The sequence below is a fragment of the Ruegeria sp. BC1 genome, from assembly GCF_056539305.1.
In genome coordinates, this window is sequence record NZ_JBQFUT010000009.1 from 140137 (window position 1) to 154835 (window position 14699).

General features: G+C 58.4%; 12 protein-coding genes. 5 read left to right on the forward strand and 7 right to left on the reverse strand.

The genetic code is table 11. The annotated features are described in order from the left end of the window. Window positions 1–285: 285 nt before the first annotated feature. From ACR0IY_RS18220 to ACR0IY_RS18240, 5 genes are read right to left on the reverse strand one after another with little or no spacing between them, the layout of a single operon-like run. Window positions 286–1296, reverse strand: a complete 1011-nt coding sequence (locus tag ACR0IY_RS18220; protein WP_480675809.1) for an Ldh family oxidoreductase — start codon at window positions 1294–1296, stop codon at window positions 286–288. Between the two features lie 10 nt (window positions 1297–1306). Further along, window positions 1307–1936 (reverse strand): DUF3726 domain-containing protein, encoded by a 630-nt coding sequence (locus tag ACR0IY_RS18225; protein WP_480675811.1) that lies wholly within the window; start codon window positions 1934–1936, stop codon window positions 1307–1309. Further along, a complete protein-coding gene (locus tag ACR0IY_RS18230; RefSeq protein ID WP_480675813.1) occupies window positions 1933–3618 on the reverse strand; it encodes a hypothetical protein in 1686 nt (561 codons plus the stop codon). The genes ACR0IY_RS18225 and ACR0IY_RS18230 overlap by 4 nt, the downstream gene beginning before the upstream one ends. After that, window positions 3615–4592, reverse strand: a complete 978-nt coding sequence (locus ACR0IY_RS18235; RefSeq protein WP_480675815.1) for a membrane dipeptidase — start codon at window positions 4590–4592, stop codon at window positions 3615–3617. Before ACR0IY_RS18235 ends, ACR0IY_RS18230 begins: the two co-directional genes overlap by 4 nt. After that, on the reverse strand, window positions 4592–6037 hold the full coding sequence (locus tag ACR0IY_RS18240) for an aldehyde dehydrogenase family protein (RefSeq protein WP_480675817.1): 1446 nt from the start codon (window positions 6035–6037) through the stop codon (window positions 4592–4594). The genes ACR0IY_RS18235 and ACR0IY_RS18240 overlap by 1 nt, the downstream gene beginning before the upstream one ends. Before the next feature lie 120 nt (window positions 6038–6157). On the opposite strand from ACR0IY_RS18240, the gene ACR0IY_RS18245 reads away from it, so the two are divergent. From ACR0IY_RS18245 to ACR0IY_RS18265, 5 genes are all read left to right on the forward strand, one after another. Next, window positions 6158–7012 carry a LysR family transcriptional regulator gene (locus ACR0IY_RS18245; RefSeq protein ID WP_480675904.1) on the forward strand — a complete coding sequence of 285 codons (855 nt, stop codon included), beginning with the start codon at window positions 6158–6160 and terminating at the stop codon, window positions 7010–7012. Between the two features lie 290 nt (window positions 7013–7302). After that, a complete protein-coding gene (locus ACR0IY_RS18250) occupies window positions 7303–8253 on the forward strand; it encodes an ABC transporter substrate-binding protein (RefSeq protein WP_480675818.1) in 951 nt (316 codons plus the stop codon). 77 nt (window positions 8254–8330) lie between these two features. Beyond that, on the forward strand, window positions 8331–9368 hold the full coding sequence (locus tag ACR0IY_RS18255; RefSeq protein ID WP_480675821.1) for a quaternary amine ABC transporter ATP-binding protein: 1038 nt from the start codon (window positions 8331–8333) through the stop codon (window positions 9366–9368). Further along, window positions 9361–10950, forward strand: coding sequence for an ABC transporter permease (locus tag ACR0IY_RS18260; RefSeq protein WP_480675823.1), 1590 nt, complete (start codon window positions 9361–9363; stop codon window positions 10948–10950). The genes ACR0IY_RS18255 and ACR0IY_RS18260 overlap by 8 nt, the downstream gene beginning before the upstream one ends. A gap of 54 nt (window positions 10951–11004) precedes the next feature. Next, window positions 11005–11985, forward strand: coding sequence for an arginase family protein (locus ACR0IY_RS18265; protein ID WP_480675825.1), 981 nt, complete (start codon window positions 11005–11007; stop codon window positions 11983–11985). Here ACR0IY_RS18265 and ACR0IY_RS18270 read toward each other — a convergent pair. Together ACR0IY_RS18270 and ACR0IY_RS18275 are read right to left on the reverse strand one after the other, a co-directional pair. Continuing rightward, window positions 11982–12953 (reverse strand): agmatinase, encoded by a 972-nt coding sequence (locus ACR0IY_RS18270; protein ID WP_480675826.1) that lies wholly within the window; start codon window positions 12951–12953, stop codon window positions 11982–11984. The two genes, ACR0IY_RS18265 and ACR0IY_RS18270, sit on opposite strands and share 4 nt — an antisense overlap. A 76-nt stretch (window positions 12954–13029) precedes the next feature. Beyond that, the gene (locus ACR0IY_RS18275) at window positions 13030–14550 is read right to left on the reverse strand and encodes a trimethylamine methyltransferase family protein (RefSeq protein WP_480675828.1); all 1521 of its coding nucleotides are present in this window, start codon (window positions 14548–14550) and stop codon (window positions 13030–13032) included. Window positions 14551–14699 lie beyond the last annotated feature (149 nt).

The following is a 14699-nucleotide window of genomic DNA, read 5'->3' on the forward strand; positions in this document are numbered from 1 at the left end:
TTTTCTTTCAGAGGGCGCTGAACGAGACGCCGGTCTCAGACTTAATTCTCTCGACGCATAGAGCAGGATTTTTGCCCAGTGAAACGGGAAACTGGTCAGTCTGTTACGGTCCGATTGGCTAAGTCAATTTAATGCGGATTGTTAAGAAAATACCATGGCCTTGCTGCCATGGTGCTACCAACAACGCCTGGATGTCGAAATTACTTGATAAGCAGGTTTCAGTCACTCTGACACTCGCAGGTACGCGACCCGCGAGTGCATACAAGTGCGACCTTACAAAGCAGCTCAGCTCAGGATAGATTCAATTTTGCTCAGTGTTGCAGTGTTGACAGCGACACCGTCAGTTTCTGCGCCAACGCGTTTTGACAGGCGGCCGTCCCCGGGAAGATGGGCACCTTCCTGCAAGCGGATTGCCTCGACCAGTTCATTTAGACCAGCAGCGAAAGCATCACCCGATGTGGCCGCTGGATCGATTGCGATAAAGAACTGCCCTGTCCGTGGCGGCCCGCCCGCGGTGCCGGAGAAAGGCGATGCGTTCAAGCCAAGTGTGGCGCCAGTTAACGCGGCGGCCATGACTTCGGTCAGCAGGGCGACGCCGACGCCTTTGTATCCACCGGACGGCGCCATCGACCCTTTTAGGCCGATATTGGGGTCGGTCGTAGGGTTGCCGTCCGCATCCAAGGCCCAACCTACCGGAATTGGTTTGCCCTCGCGTGCATGCTTCATCACTTCGCTTTTGGCTATGGTGCTGGCGCTTTGGTCGATCAGTAGTGCAGGCTGACCGTTGGGTCCGGGGGCCGAAATTGAGAAAGGGTTGGTGCCGACCACGGGTTTTGAACCTCCAGAAGGCGCAATTGAAGCTGGCGCGTTGGTGAACCCCAGTCCGACCAACCCAGCTTGTGCCAGCCGGAAGGTATGATACCCAAGGACACCGCAGTTATAGCTGTTGCGAATAGCCAATGCAGCAATGCCTTGGGTGCGGGCTGTGGGGATAAGCACCTCGAAGCCCAGATCAATGGCGGAATGCGCAAACCCGGTCGCCGCATCTACGTTTACAACGCCGGGGCGCGGCTGAGATAGAACCGGCTGCACTGCGCCATCGACTTTGCCGCATTGGACATGCTCGCAATAGATCGGGATGTAGGCGAGGCCATGACTGGCCACACCGTCCGCTTCGGTCTTGGCCGTGGCGACGGCCAGCGGACGAGCGTTGGCCTCGGTCGTGCCAGCGGCGACCAAAGCGCGGAAGGCCAGATCTTCGATTTCAGCAAGGGTCAGGGTGCGGGTTTCTACCATTTTGATCTCTTCAATCGTTGTCGGACAGACCCGCACCGGCCCCGCGCATGCGGGATTCCTCGGTGGCGGGAGCGTAAGTGCGGTGTGCAAACCCGTTGAGGACAGCCCAGACCGCCGGATCAGGCTCGGCTCGGGAATGTAGCGGTTCTTTCTCAGTGACAGCCCCCCCGAGGCGGAAGGAAAGGTCTTGCGCGTGGTCCGGTATCGCGCTGGTCAGGCTCAAGGAAAAACCATCGGTCGTGGCCCGTGCGTCTTTGCATTCGATCGTTACGCAGGCCTTTAGCAACCGCGCCGTGTTGGCCGCAAAAGGCAGTAGCAGCGTGGGGACAGCCATGTTTTTCAAAGAAATGGGCGCCTTGTTCAATAACAAGGCACAATCAGATAACGCTGCGCCTGTCGCAAGGGGGCACAGAACGTGAGGCGCAACCCAAACGCTATCCTTCGTTCTTGGAGAGTGGCGTACAGGCGACCCGGATAGGTTTTGGTTCAGAAGATGTGCCAGAGCGCCGACGCCATCCAGCCCCTGAGCGCATAGCCAGCGCGTTGCTTTTGCGGCTTCTTCCGCGTGGCCCCAGCTGTAACCCGCGCCACGGGCAGCGCGCTTGGCAGTGGCCTCGACTTCGTTCAGCGAATAGTTCATGCCGCAGGCTCCGGGTAAACCCACAGATCAGCAGTTTCCAAGGCCAATTCTTCGGGGTAAGGCGCACCCGCATACATGCAGATGCGCACCCAGCGATCCGAGCGTGGATCAAAATGCGTGGCACCAAAAAAGGATAGCTTGGCACGCAGCATGTCGATTGGCATGACTTCGGCGCTGATCGTGTTGTCTCGGATCTCGCCGTACGGGGCGACACGGCTGATTTGCGCGCGCCGGATCGTGTGGCGATGCTCAGGGTGGCGCAACAGAAAGTCCGAGATGGGTGTGATGTCTGGCCATTCTGCAAGCGCCTTAAAGGCATGCGCCGCGTCCCGTGCGGGCGCCAGAGGTTGTTCGTACTCCGCAATCGGTTCATCGAACCGTTCGCCTAGACGGGGCTCCAGTTTTTCTTCGGACACGTACCATGCGCGGGCGCAGTTCGCTTCGGCACCCCAGTCCATTTCCAACGCCCATTCAAAGCTGTCTCGGATTAGCTCGCGAGTATCGGCCACGGTGACAGTGCCGTCGATCACCTGCGCATATGTGTTGCTGTCGGCCATGCAGCTGGTCAGGCCATCAACCAAGTCCCCATAAGGTTCCAGAACCAAAGATGCGATCAGTTCCTGCCCCTCTTCGCTGAGTGCCGTTTCCGACCAGTGGATCAGGTTGTTCCAAGGGTGATCCTGCGCCAGATCGGTCCGGTCCAAATACTCTGATATAGCCTGAAGGTCCGCACTCAGGGCAGCCAGTTTTTCAACCTGAATGGGGTGTTCGGACCGCCACCAGGACATAGACAGTTTACTGCGGTCGAAAACATCCCGGAAATGTTCGATGTCATCCGCAGATGCACGCGCGAGCGAGCGCACGCGCGAAATTGCTTCTTCCCTTGCCATGATCCAGTTGTTGAACAGGACGGGATGATTGACGATGAACGGGGCCATGCCTAGACCGGTGGAGTTGCCAATGCCCAGCCATTGGGCGGTTGCTGGGTCTAACCGGGCGGTATTGTCGCCGCCTTTTGCCTTTGCCATATGCTGCACCAGATCGCGGACAAAGGTGCGGGTCAGATAAACCGACAGCATCTCGGTCTGGAAAGGGGCCTGCAGTTCAGGGCGGTCGGCTGTTTTTTCACGATCGGCGGCACCGAATTTGCCCGAGCCGTAAACGGCGGTTGTGCGCATCAGGTAGCCAACCTGATAAATCTGTTCGAGGTCCGGCTGCTGCCCTGCCGCGAGGCGGTCGACCACATGAGCCCACAGACGGACGGACCGGTTAGCGCGGGACAGAGACAGTTCGCTTTCACTAACGCGGCCGGCCTCTTGCAGCGGTACGTTTTCCGACAGGCGCTGAATGTCCTGCGCTGTCGGGATGCCGTCGAACAGAGCAAAGGTCGCATCCCACGCCTCGGCAATCACCCGGTCCGAGCGTTGTTCGGGTGGTAGGTCGTGGGCGAAGGCCACGAGGGAGTAGGCATGGTCCGGGCCTTGCGCGGTGTAAACAGCGTGACCGACGCCATTTTCGTCGATGTCAAAGACGGGGCGTGTGAACGACCAATTTTCCCGCGCCATGCGACGGGTCAGTTGCCGCATGAAGCTGAGGCGACACTGGTGCAGTGACCCCAGCCGGGACAAGCGCATCACCTGCGCAGGGTCGCGCCGCGGGATATGTGCGCCGTTGGAGGTCATTTGGCTTGCGGCCCGAAGTTGTCAGCAAAGAAACGATACCAGTTGCCGCCCATGATGCCTGCGATTTCATCGGCGCTCATGCCAATGGCGCGCAGTCCGGCTTCGATATTGCCAAAGTCGCGGTTATCCTTGAACCACGACGGCATCGGTGGAAAGCCGGGGGCTGAGGCCGAGCCTTCGCCATAGTCGATCTCTTTCGTCCAGCGTCCGACGCGCATCCATTCCACGATGCTGTCGGGCTGGTCCTGACACAGATCCGTGCCGATCCCCAGATGCTGTACCCCGTATTTCTCGGCCGTGCGGGCGATCATTTCGCAGAAGCTCTCCAACGTGCAGGCGGATTTATCTTTCAGGTGATGAGGGTAGACTGAAAAGCCCAGCATCCCACCTTTTTCCGTTACAGCGCGGATCACCGCGTCGCGCTTGTTACGCAGGGCAGGGGCCCAGTCGTGCGGATTGGCATGGGTGATGGCGATGGGGCGTTCGGACAGGTCAGCGGCTTCAATGGTCGAGCGATCCGCCGAATGGCTCATGTCGATGACAAGGCCGACGCGATTCATTTCCTTGATCACCTGCTTGCCCATGCGGGTGATGCCGGTGTCTTCGGCCTCATAGCAGCCGGTCGCCAGCAGCGATTGGTTGTTATAAGTCAACTGCATGAACCGGGCGCCCAGATCGTGCAGGATTTCAACCAACCCAATATCATCTTCGATAGGTGAAGGGTTCTGAAACCCAAAAAACACAGCCGTCCGTCCGGTTTCACGGGCGGTGTCAATATCGCTGGCCCAGCGGCCTTTCATGATCAAGTCGGGGTATTGCTCGAACCAGCGGTTCCACTTTTCAAAGTTCAGAACCGTTTCGCGGAAATTCTCGTGATACGAGATGGTGACGTGGATCGCGTCCACGCCCCCTTCACGCAGCTGCCGGAATATCTTCTCGGACCAGTTGGCGTATTGCAGCCCGTCGATCCGCATCAGACCGGCGTTCCCGCGCTGATATAGGCGGTTTTGACTGTGGTGTAGAACTCGGCCGCGGCCTTGCCCTGTTCGCGCGGCCCGTACGAGCTGTCGCCGCGCCCGCCGAATGGCACATGATAATCGGTGCCTGCGGTGGGCAGGTTGACGGTGACGACACCGGTGCGGGCGTTGCGGCGGAAATGGGTGGCACGGGCCAGGTTTTGAGTGACGATGCCCGATGTCAGGCCGAAATTGGTGTCATTGACCACGCTCAGCGCCTCGTCATAGCTGCCAACCTTGATGACGCTGGTCAGCGGGGCGAACATCTCCTCACGGTTGATGCGCATATCGTTGGTGGTGTTCAGGAACACGCCCGGCGACATGTAGTAGCCGTCATGCGGCATCTCAAGTCGCGCGCCACCGCAGGCCAGTTCCGCGCCTTCGGATTTACCCAGATCAACATAGGCCAGGTTTTCCTGCAGCTGCTGCTGGCTGACCACAGGCCCCATCTGTACACCGTCTTCCAGCGCATGACCGACTTTCATCGCCTGCGCACCGGCCACCAGTTTTTCGACAAAAGCGTCGTGGATACCCGCGTGCACAACCAGCCTGGACGACGCGGTGCATTTCTGCCCGGTGCCGCCGAATGCGCCACCCAAAGCCAGAGTTACAGCCAGTTCCAGATCGGCGTCGTCCATTACTGCCAGCGCGTTTTTCGAACCCATCTCCATCTGCACTTTGGTCAGGTTCTGGATAGCGGCTGCGGCGATGCCCTTTCCAACCGGGACCGAGCCAGTGAAGGAAATCGCGTTGACCTTCGGGCTTTCCACCAGCCGCTGACCGATTGAACGGCCAGACCCCATCACAAGGCTGAACAGACCCTTGGGAATGTCCTGCCGCTCGATGATCTCGGTCAGGGCAACGGCAGAGGCTGGGGTGATGTTCGCAGGTTTCCAGACAACCGCATTGCCATAGCACAACGCCGGCGCGATCTTCCACGAAGCGGTCGCGGTTGGGAAGTTCCACGGGCTGATGATCGCCACAGTCCCTACAGCCTCACGGCGCACGTCGATCTCGACGCCAGGGCGCACGCTGTCGGCATTCTCACCGATCTGACGCAGGCATTCAGCAGCGTAGTAAGTGAAGAACTGACCGGCGCGGTAGACCTCGCCCTTGCCTTCAGCCAGCGGCTTACCTTCTTCGCGGGACAGCAAGGTGCCCAGTTCCTCGGCGCGGGCCATCAGTTCATTGCCGATGTTCATAAGAACGGCCTGTTTTCGTTCGGGGCCGTAGGCGGCCCATTCGGCCTGCGCTGCGCGTGCTTGCTCCAACGTGGCGTCCAGTTGATCGGCGCTTGCCTGGGCGAAAATGCCAACCAGGTCGCTTAAGTCCGACGGGTTGCGGTTTTCAATCTCGGCTTCGCCCGCCAGCCATTCGCCGGCAATCAGGTTCAGTTTGGTCACGGTACGCCCCAGAGTCCTAGAATTTGTCGTGCACAGGGTGGTGTATTCTCACAACATCAGTCAAACTAAAATAAATGAAAGAAACTTCAGGAAAATTGAAATATGGTCTTGAAGATCGAAATGTTGCGTTGTTTTTGTGCTGTTGCGCAATCCGGCAATCTGTCTGAAGCGGCCGACAAACTGGGCCGGACACAGTCGGCGGTTTCAATGACCCTCAAACAATTCGAGGATCACATCGGGAAAAAGCTGTTTGAAGGCGAGAGGAAAAACAGGTTGTCCCCATTGGGACAACAGGTGTTCGAACTGGCATTGAAACAGGTTCGGCAGTTCGATCAGTCCGTTTTGGATATAGAGGCAGCGGCCGCTGCTGAGTACGGTTTGCTGCGGATCGCTTCGGTGCCGTCGGTTGCGGCCCAGGTGTTCCCCAAAGTGCTGGCGCACATGACGCAGCGCTTTCCGGGGTTGAAGATAGAATTGCGCGATACCGATACGCAGCAGGTTCTGGATGCGCTGGTCGATGGAAAGGCTGATATCGGAATTGCCTCGGGGCAGCATGCAGTGAACGGCGTGCGAGGCGTTCCGCTGTTTCAGGACCGTTTTGGTCTGGTCTGCGCCGCTGATCACCCACTCGTCACCCGGTCCAGGCAACCTACGCTGGATGATCTTTCAGAGGTCCCGTTCATTCGGAATGCTCTGTGTGATCTCATACAATCTCAGCATTTTCATGCGATCATCGCCCACGCAGACATAACAGTGCACAATACGCATTCTTTGATTACGATGGTGCGGACTGGGGATTGGGTGACAGTCCTACCGCAGACCGTGGCCGGGTTTATTCCCGAGGCCACAACCTTCAGGCCAATTGCCGATCTGATGGACAAGCGGCAGGTTTACCTATACGTCAGCGAGAGATCGCGGTTTCAGGATCTGGCAGACGAAGCTGCAGACTTCATCCTGGCGAAGACCTTGGGATAGTCGTCGGGTTCTTAATTTCCTCCGAAAATCACTCCTCAGGTTTGGTAGCAAAGTCTACCAGTTTATAAAAAGCCGAAACTAAATTACGATAATTTCGTATAAATGAATTTGTCCCATGTAACCCTTGAAGGGCAGCGGGCTGACATGTTTCACTTTTTGGGCCACTCCGGCGTGCTTAGCCGCTGGCCAAAAAACGGGAAGCATCGGCTTTCCGACTCTGTTTGAAAGGTGCGCCCAGGCACGGCCGGGCAAAAACAAGCGCCGCAAACGTCCAACATGGAGATTATCAGATGAAAAAACTTGCAACGCTTCTGGGAGGTGCCTCAATGGCAATCGCCGGGCCAGCTATGGCTGCGGACATTGTGATTGGTGTGCCGAACTGGCCTTCGGTAAACGCGACGGCGCATATCCTGAAAGTGGCGATTGAACAGAACCTTGGGCTCGAGGTCGAACTGCAGAACGGCACCAACCCGATCGTGTTCGAGGCGATGGATTCCGGTGCGATGCATGTCCACCCCGAAGTCTGGATGCCGAACCAGCAGAACCTGCATGACACTTATGTCACCGATAAGGGCACCGTGGCATTCAACCCAAATGGTGTAGAAGCGTTTCAGGGCATGTGCGTCGACAAAGCAACCGCGGATTCCAATGATATCCGGTCGATTGAAGACCTGACCAACCCCGACATTGCGGCGCTGTTTGACAGCAACGGTGATGGTCAAGGCGAGGTCTGGATTGGTGCGCCGGGCTGGGCTTCGACCAATGTCGAGAAAATTCGGGCCAAGTCCTACGGCTACGATCAGGTCATGGAGCTGACCGAGATCGATGAAACAGTGGCGTATGCGAACCTGGACAACGCAATCAAGGCCGGAGAGCCCTGGGTCGGGTTCTGCTACACGCCGCATTACGTGTTTGCCCTGCACGACATGCAGATTCTGGAAGAGCCGGCCTATGACGCGTCCAAGTGGAACGTGCTACAGCCGACCGACGACCCGGATTGGTTGGAAAAATCCGACGCAGGCGTGGCCTGGGATCTAGCCTATCTGCACCTGCACTACGCAAAGGCTCTTGAGGAAGAATACCCAGAGGTCGCGCAATTGCTGGCCAACATGAAGCTGGATACCGACTCGGTTTCCGCCATGACTTATGCGCTGGTGATCGAAGGAAAAGAGCCCGCAGCTTATGCAGAAGAGTGGGTGGCAGCCAACGAAGATGCCGTTCTGGGCTGGATGTCTCAGTGATTGACACCAATCAGAGCTGAAACTCGGACAGGCCGTCGGAAATGTCCGGCGGCCTGTTCTGCATCAAAGGGACAAAAATGACCGAAACAGTCGTAAAGCTGACGGATGTCTGGAAGATCTTTGGCGCGCGCGCCGAAGAAGCCATGACAGCAGTGCGGAACGAAGGGATAGGAAAGCCCGAAGTTCTGGAAAGATTCAATTGCGTTGTAGGGGTGCAGGGTGCCACCTTCGAAGTGCCCCGGGGTGAGATCTTTTGTATCATGGGCCTGTCGGGCTCGGGCAAATCGACACTGGTGCGGCACGTCAACCGCCTGATCGAGCCGACCTCGGGCAAGATCGAGATATTGGGCCACGATGTGTCCAAAATCTCAGAGGCAGAGCTGCGCCGCATTCGGGCGCAGCAGATCGGAATGGTGTTCCAGCACATGGCGCTGATGCCGCACCGATCGGTGCGGGATAACGTGGCTTATCCGCTGGAAATTCGAAAGGTTTCGAAATCCAAACGCTGGGCGGTGTCTGATCATGCGCTGGGTCTTGTTGATTTGACCGGGTACGAGGACCGTCTGCCCAAGGAACTGTCGGGTGGTATGCAGCAGCGGGTGGGAATTGCCCGTGCGTTGGCCTCGGACCCGGAAATCCTGTTGATGGATGAACCGTTTTCGGCCCTTGATCCACTGATCCGTCTGCAATTGCAGGATCAGTTCAAGGCGCTAGTGGCGCAGTTGCAGAAGACGACGCTATTCATCACCCACGATCTGGACGAGGCCATCCGCATCGGCCATCGGATTGCCATCATGAAAGACGGTGTGATCGTGCAGATCGGCACGCCGGAAGATATCGTCATGAACCCGGCTGACGACTATGTACGCGAGTTTGTGCAGGGTATCTCGAAGCTCAAACTGGTCAAGGCGCATTCGATCATGGAGCCGATCGCCAGCTATTCCGGGCCGCTCGACGGTGCGCCGCGCGCGGATGAGGGGTCGGATCTGGATCAGCTGATTGACCTTGCTGTGAACACGGACATGCCGGTCGTCATTACTGACGCAGGCGCGGATGTGGGCGTTGTAACCAAACCGCGTCTGCTGCGCGGTATTCAGGGGGGCAAAAATGACTGATGCAGCAATGGAAATGAAAGTCACGGCCGCTTCCGATATCGAGGTCGACCGCGAGGCACTGGACAAGTCCATTCACGAATTTGCCGGTCCGAATGGCGACTACTACGTCAATGCCTTCCATAAGATTCACGATGCCACCAGCGCCGTGCCCAACACGTTCAATCTGTGGGCGGCGGTGCTGGGCCCATTCTGGTCGGCCTCTCGGGCGATCTGGGGCATGTTCTGGACTTTCCTGATCCTCGAGATCATCGCGTGGGTTCAGATCGGACGTGGTGCATGGGGCAATCCCGGGGCTGATCTGGCCGAACGCGCTGAACGCCAACAGGCCCGTGCTAACGAGTTGTTGGAACGGGCGGCTGAAGCAACCGAAAAGGCAGACATAGACAGGTTCACCAAACTGGCTGAAAACATCCAGAAGGCGGCGGATACCAGCTTTGAAAAGGCTGCTGCGGCCCAGTCAGAGGCGATGGGTATCATGATCACCGGCCTTCTGATGCTGCTGGTGTTCAAGGTGGTTCAGGGTTTCTACGCGGACCGGGTCTATGAAAAACAGTACTCGAAATGGCGGATTGACCCGGATAGCACCGAAAGCGGGCGCTCCACGCGCAACACGGTTTTGGGTGCGGTTCTGGTGGCCGCGATTGCGCCGCTGATCGTTTACAAGTTCACTGTGAATGCCTCGCTTGCGATGCTGGATGCGTTTCCCGAAGATCAGGTTTCGGCCATGATCCTGGGCGAAGGGCAGGGGACGTTGTTCTCGAGCCTGGCCAGTTGGATGGAGGCGCAGATCGACGCCGCTGCCGCTGCGGGGGGCGATGTCTTCGACGGGATCGTCGCGGGTGTCCGCACCGTTCTGGACGGTTTGACCGTCGCGCTGATTGGGTCACCCTGGCCGGTTGTGATGCTGGTCATCTGCGTCACCGCATGGCGGGCGGCCGGGCCGCGCGTTGCGATATTCACCGCGTCGTCATTGGCCTATATAGCCTTGCTGGGGTACTGGGATGTGGCGATGGAGACGGTGGCGCTGGTTGGTGCTGCGGTTTTGTTGTGCGTTGTCTTCGGCATTCCGCTGGGCATCTGGTTCGGCAAATCCCAGCGCGCTTACCGTGCGGCTGAACCGGTATTGGACCTGATGCAGACGCTACCGGCTTTCGTCTACCTGATACCGATCATCGCCTTTTTCGGCACTGGCAACCCGCCGGGTATTCTGGCCACGATCATCTTTGGTATGCCACCGGTGATCCGCCTGACCGCGCTGGGCATGCGCGGGGTTCCGGATAGCATCAAAGAGGCCGCCGTGGCCTTTGGTGCATCGAAATGGCAGTTGCTGAAGGATGTTGAGATCCCACTGGCGCTGCCTTCGATCATGACTGGGGTGAACCAGACGATCCTTATGTGTCTGTCGATGGTGGTGATCATCTCGCTGATCGGCGGCGGCGGTCTGGGCAAGGAAATCCTTGAGGCGCTGCAATATGCCGCCAAGGGTCCGGGTCTGCTGGGCGGTTTTGCCATCCTGTTCCTGGCCATGGTGATGGACCGGATCGTTCAGGGCGCCTTCCGGCGAGAAGACGAGAAAATCTGAACTCATACGCCTCCGGTTCCTGCCGGAGGCGTTTTTCTTTGAACGGGGAAGATGATGACAGACCGTTATGAAAAATCCATGATGGACAACCTTTACTGGTGGGGTGTGCCCACACTGTTCCGCTGCCCCAATGTCGGGCCCGAGGGGCAGGATATTGCGCTGGTAGGCGTGCCGCATTCCACGGGCAATGGCACTACCGAGAGAGATCAGCACTTAGGGCCACGCGCCTTGAGGCATGTCTCGGCCGTGCAGCGCAGGGTGCATTCGACGTTCGAGATCGACCCGTGGAACAGAGCACAGATTGCGGATGTGGGCGACGTGCCTTTTCCCAAAGCCAATGACAACGAAGATTGCATTGAACGTATTACGCAATTCTACAAGGATATCGACGCTGCAGGGGCACGGCCTGTTTCGGTGGGTGGAGATCACTCGATTACAGGCGGCATCGTGCAGGCCTTGGGCCGGGGCAAACTGGCCGGTGGAGAGCCGGTAAGTTTTTTACATCTGGACGCCCATACCGATGTGTTCACCAAGGTCGATCACTTTCTGGGCGCCAAGAAATCGGCGGCGCATTGGGGGGCTTATCTGGCTGATCAGGGGCAGGTCGATCCCACACGCTCGATGCAGATCGGTCTGCGGGGGCACCCGCGCAGTCTGGACTGGCTGCAACCTTCATATGATTACGGCTACAACATCGTCACCATGCGCGAGTTTCGTCAGCGTGGGCTTGAGGATGTGGTGGCCCAGACCAAAGAGGTTCTCGGCGACCGCCCGGTCTATATCACCTTTGATCTGGATTGCCTCGACCCGACCGTTGCCCCGGCTGTGTCCAATCTGGAGCCCGGCGAGAAGGGGTTCGACATTGACGAGGCCGTTGGCATCCTGCGCGCTGCGCGTGGGCTGAATATCGTGGGCGGGGACGTGGTGTGCATGATGCCCATCAAGGACAGCCCCAACAACATCACCGCCCTGACAGCCGCGGCGGTGATGTTCGAGATGATTTCGATGATTGCTGAAAACGTAAGCACGGCTTAGGGCCGCCGCGCATCTACCGCCTGCGCCAGAACGCAGAGCAGTTCGAACATCAGCGAGATACCAAGCCATGCCGTGCCGCCCTCGGGGTCGAAGGGCGGCGCGACTTCGACCAGATCGGCACCAACCAGATTGATGCCCACCATCTTGCGAATGACCTGTTGGGCCTGAAAACTGTTGGGGCCGCCGATTTCCGGCGTGCCGGTGCCGGGGGCATAGGTCGGATCGACGAAATCGATATCATAGGTGCAATAGGTCGGCGCAGTACCAACGATGTTGCGTACCTCGGCCATTACGTCATCGATACCCCTGTCGAACAGTTCCTCGATCCGGATGATGCGGATGCCCTGCGCCTCGCCCCATTCGATGTCTTCCGTATTGTAGGCGGTACCGCGAATGCCGACCTGCACAAAGCGTTTCGGATCAACCAGCCCTTCTTCGACCGCGCGGCGGAACGGGGTGCCATGGGTGAACTTGTGACCGCCGAAATAGGTGTCGAACAGGTCGGTATGGCTGTCGAATTGGATCAAACCCAGAGGCCCGGATTTCGCCAATGCGCGCAGGACTGGAAGGGTCGTCAAGTGATCGCCGCCGGCGGTCAGCGGGGTGATACCGTGGTCTTGCAGATCAGTGTAGAACGCTGTGACTCGGCTCAGCGTATCCTCGATATCTACCGGGTTCGGTGCCACGTCCCCAAGATCGGCGCAGTTGACCATCGAAAAGGGCGCAACACCCGTAACCGGGTTCATCGCCCGGATCATGGTGGAATAGTCGCGCAACTGTCGCGGCCCATGGCGCGCGCCGGGGCGGTTGGTAGTGCCGCCGTCCCACGGAATGCCAACCAGACCCAGTTCAACTTCGGCAATGCGTTCATGATCCAGAGTCACGCCGGGCAAGCGCATGAAGGTGGGGATACCAGCGAACCGGGCAAGATCCATCGCCGAAACCGGCTGGAAAAACGAATTGGACATTTGTTCCCCGTGTATTGAGAATTTCTTGGCCAAGAGTAGCGGCAGAACTTCGGCTTGGGAATGGCCCTTCAGGTGATCAGGTTAGGATGTTGAAGCGTTTGCGGATTTCGGCATCCTGCGCTGCGGTCAGATATTCCGGGTGATGCGTGGCCAGAACCTCTTTGGCCTTTGCGCGGGCGGCTGACCAGGCGTCGGTTGCACCTTCCATCTCCCACGTCCTCGGCTCGTTCCGGTCGGCAAGCGCAGGGTAGAAATAATCCCGCTCCATCGCGGCATAGGTGTGTGGGCTGCCAAGGAAATGTCCGTCACCCAGAACCGATTGGCAGACCGCTTCAAAGGCTAGGTTCTCATCGGTCACTTCGATGCCACGCAGTGTCCGGTAGGTGTGTGAGTGCATTTCGTTGTCCAGAACGAAAGCCTCAAAGCTTGCCCCCAAAAGCGATGCGGTCATGCCCGAGCTTTCGTAGATCAGGTTACCCCCGGCAAGCGCCGCTGCCAGAGATGTTATCCCTTTTTCCGCCCCGTATTGCGCGTCGATGGCCTTGGCGTCGGTCATCGATGCTGCCACGCCCGAGGGCAGGCCCAGCCAGTTGGTGATTTGCGCCGAAGCCGCATTCAGGATGGCGGTTTCACCGCTGCCTCCGGCAAAAGACCCGGTGCGCAGATCAACGATGAACGGCCAGTTGGAAAACACCATCGGAAAGCCGGGTTGGATCGTGTTGACCATCACGAGGCTGGCCAGCGTTTCGGCCAACGATTGCGCCAGAAACCCGGCCAGCGTCGCCGGTGCGGTTGCCCCCGCCTGTGCAGCGGTGATGCAAGACATGGGGATGTTATGCACGATGCATTCATAGACGACGTCCACCGCATCCTCGCCATACCGCAGCGGAGAGATCACCGGGCTGATGTGAGCTTTCAGAAAGGGGCGTTTGGCGAATTCTCCCGGTCCTCCGGCCACTATATCCAACATCTCGACAATTGGGGCGACATGCTCGGCCAGCGTGAACGAGGTCGCTATTGGCTTGGTCGTATTGCGCACCAGTGCGTAGACGGTATTGACGTCCAGATCGAACACATCGGGCAAGTCGGTCGCCACGCAGCAACGGGTGAACCAGCTGACATTGGCCAGAGTATCCTGTAATCGGGTGAAATTATGCAGATCGGTCAAAGTGGACGGGCGATAAAGGCCGCTCTCGATGTCCAACGTCTGAACCGCGGCTCCCCCCGTGCCAAAGAACACGCGGTCGCCGCCTACGTTGATTGAACGGGTTTCGTCTCGGCCGTGAAAGGTGAACGCCTTGGCCGCTGTCTTGACGGTTTTCTCAACCATTTCGCGCGGGAAAACCAGCCGGCCTTGTTCGCCGGGCTGCGCGCCTGCAGCCTGCAGATCGGCGGCCAGCCGGTCCGGCACGTTGCCCATGCCCAGCGTTTCCAGCAGGCGCAGGGCGGTGTCATAGATCTGTTCGATTTCGGGCGGTGTCAAAGGTTTGAACGCTCCACCGGTTTGGCCGGGCGGGCAGGGGTCAACTACTGGTTTGGCTGCGCGCTGCGCGTGCCGGGCGCGCCGACCGCTTCGTTTGGCACCTTCTGAAGACATCCCGCTCCTCTCGCGCAATTCTATCGCGAACCGTAAGCGGCAAACCGGGCCTGCTGCAAAGGGGAACTGCGAATTTCAGAATCCTCAATCGTAGTTTCGATTTTTCAATACAGGCAACGCCGCTGTTGTCGGCGTAACCCGTTCTTCCG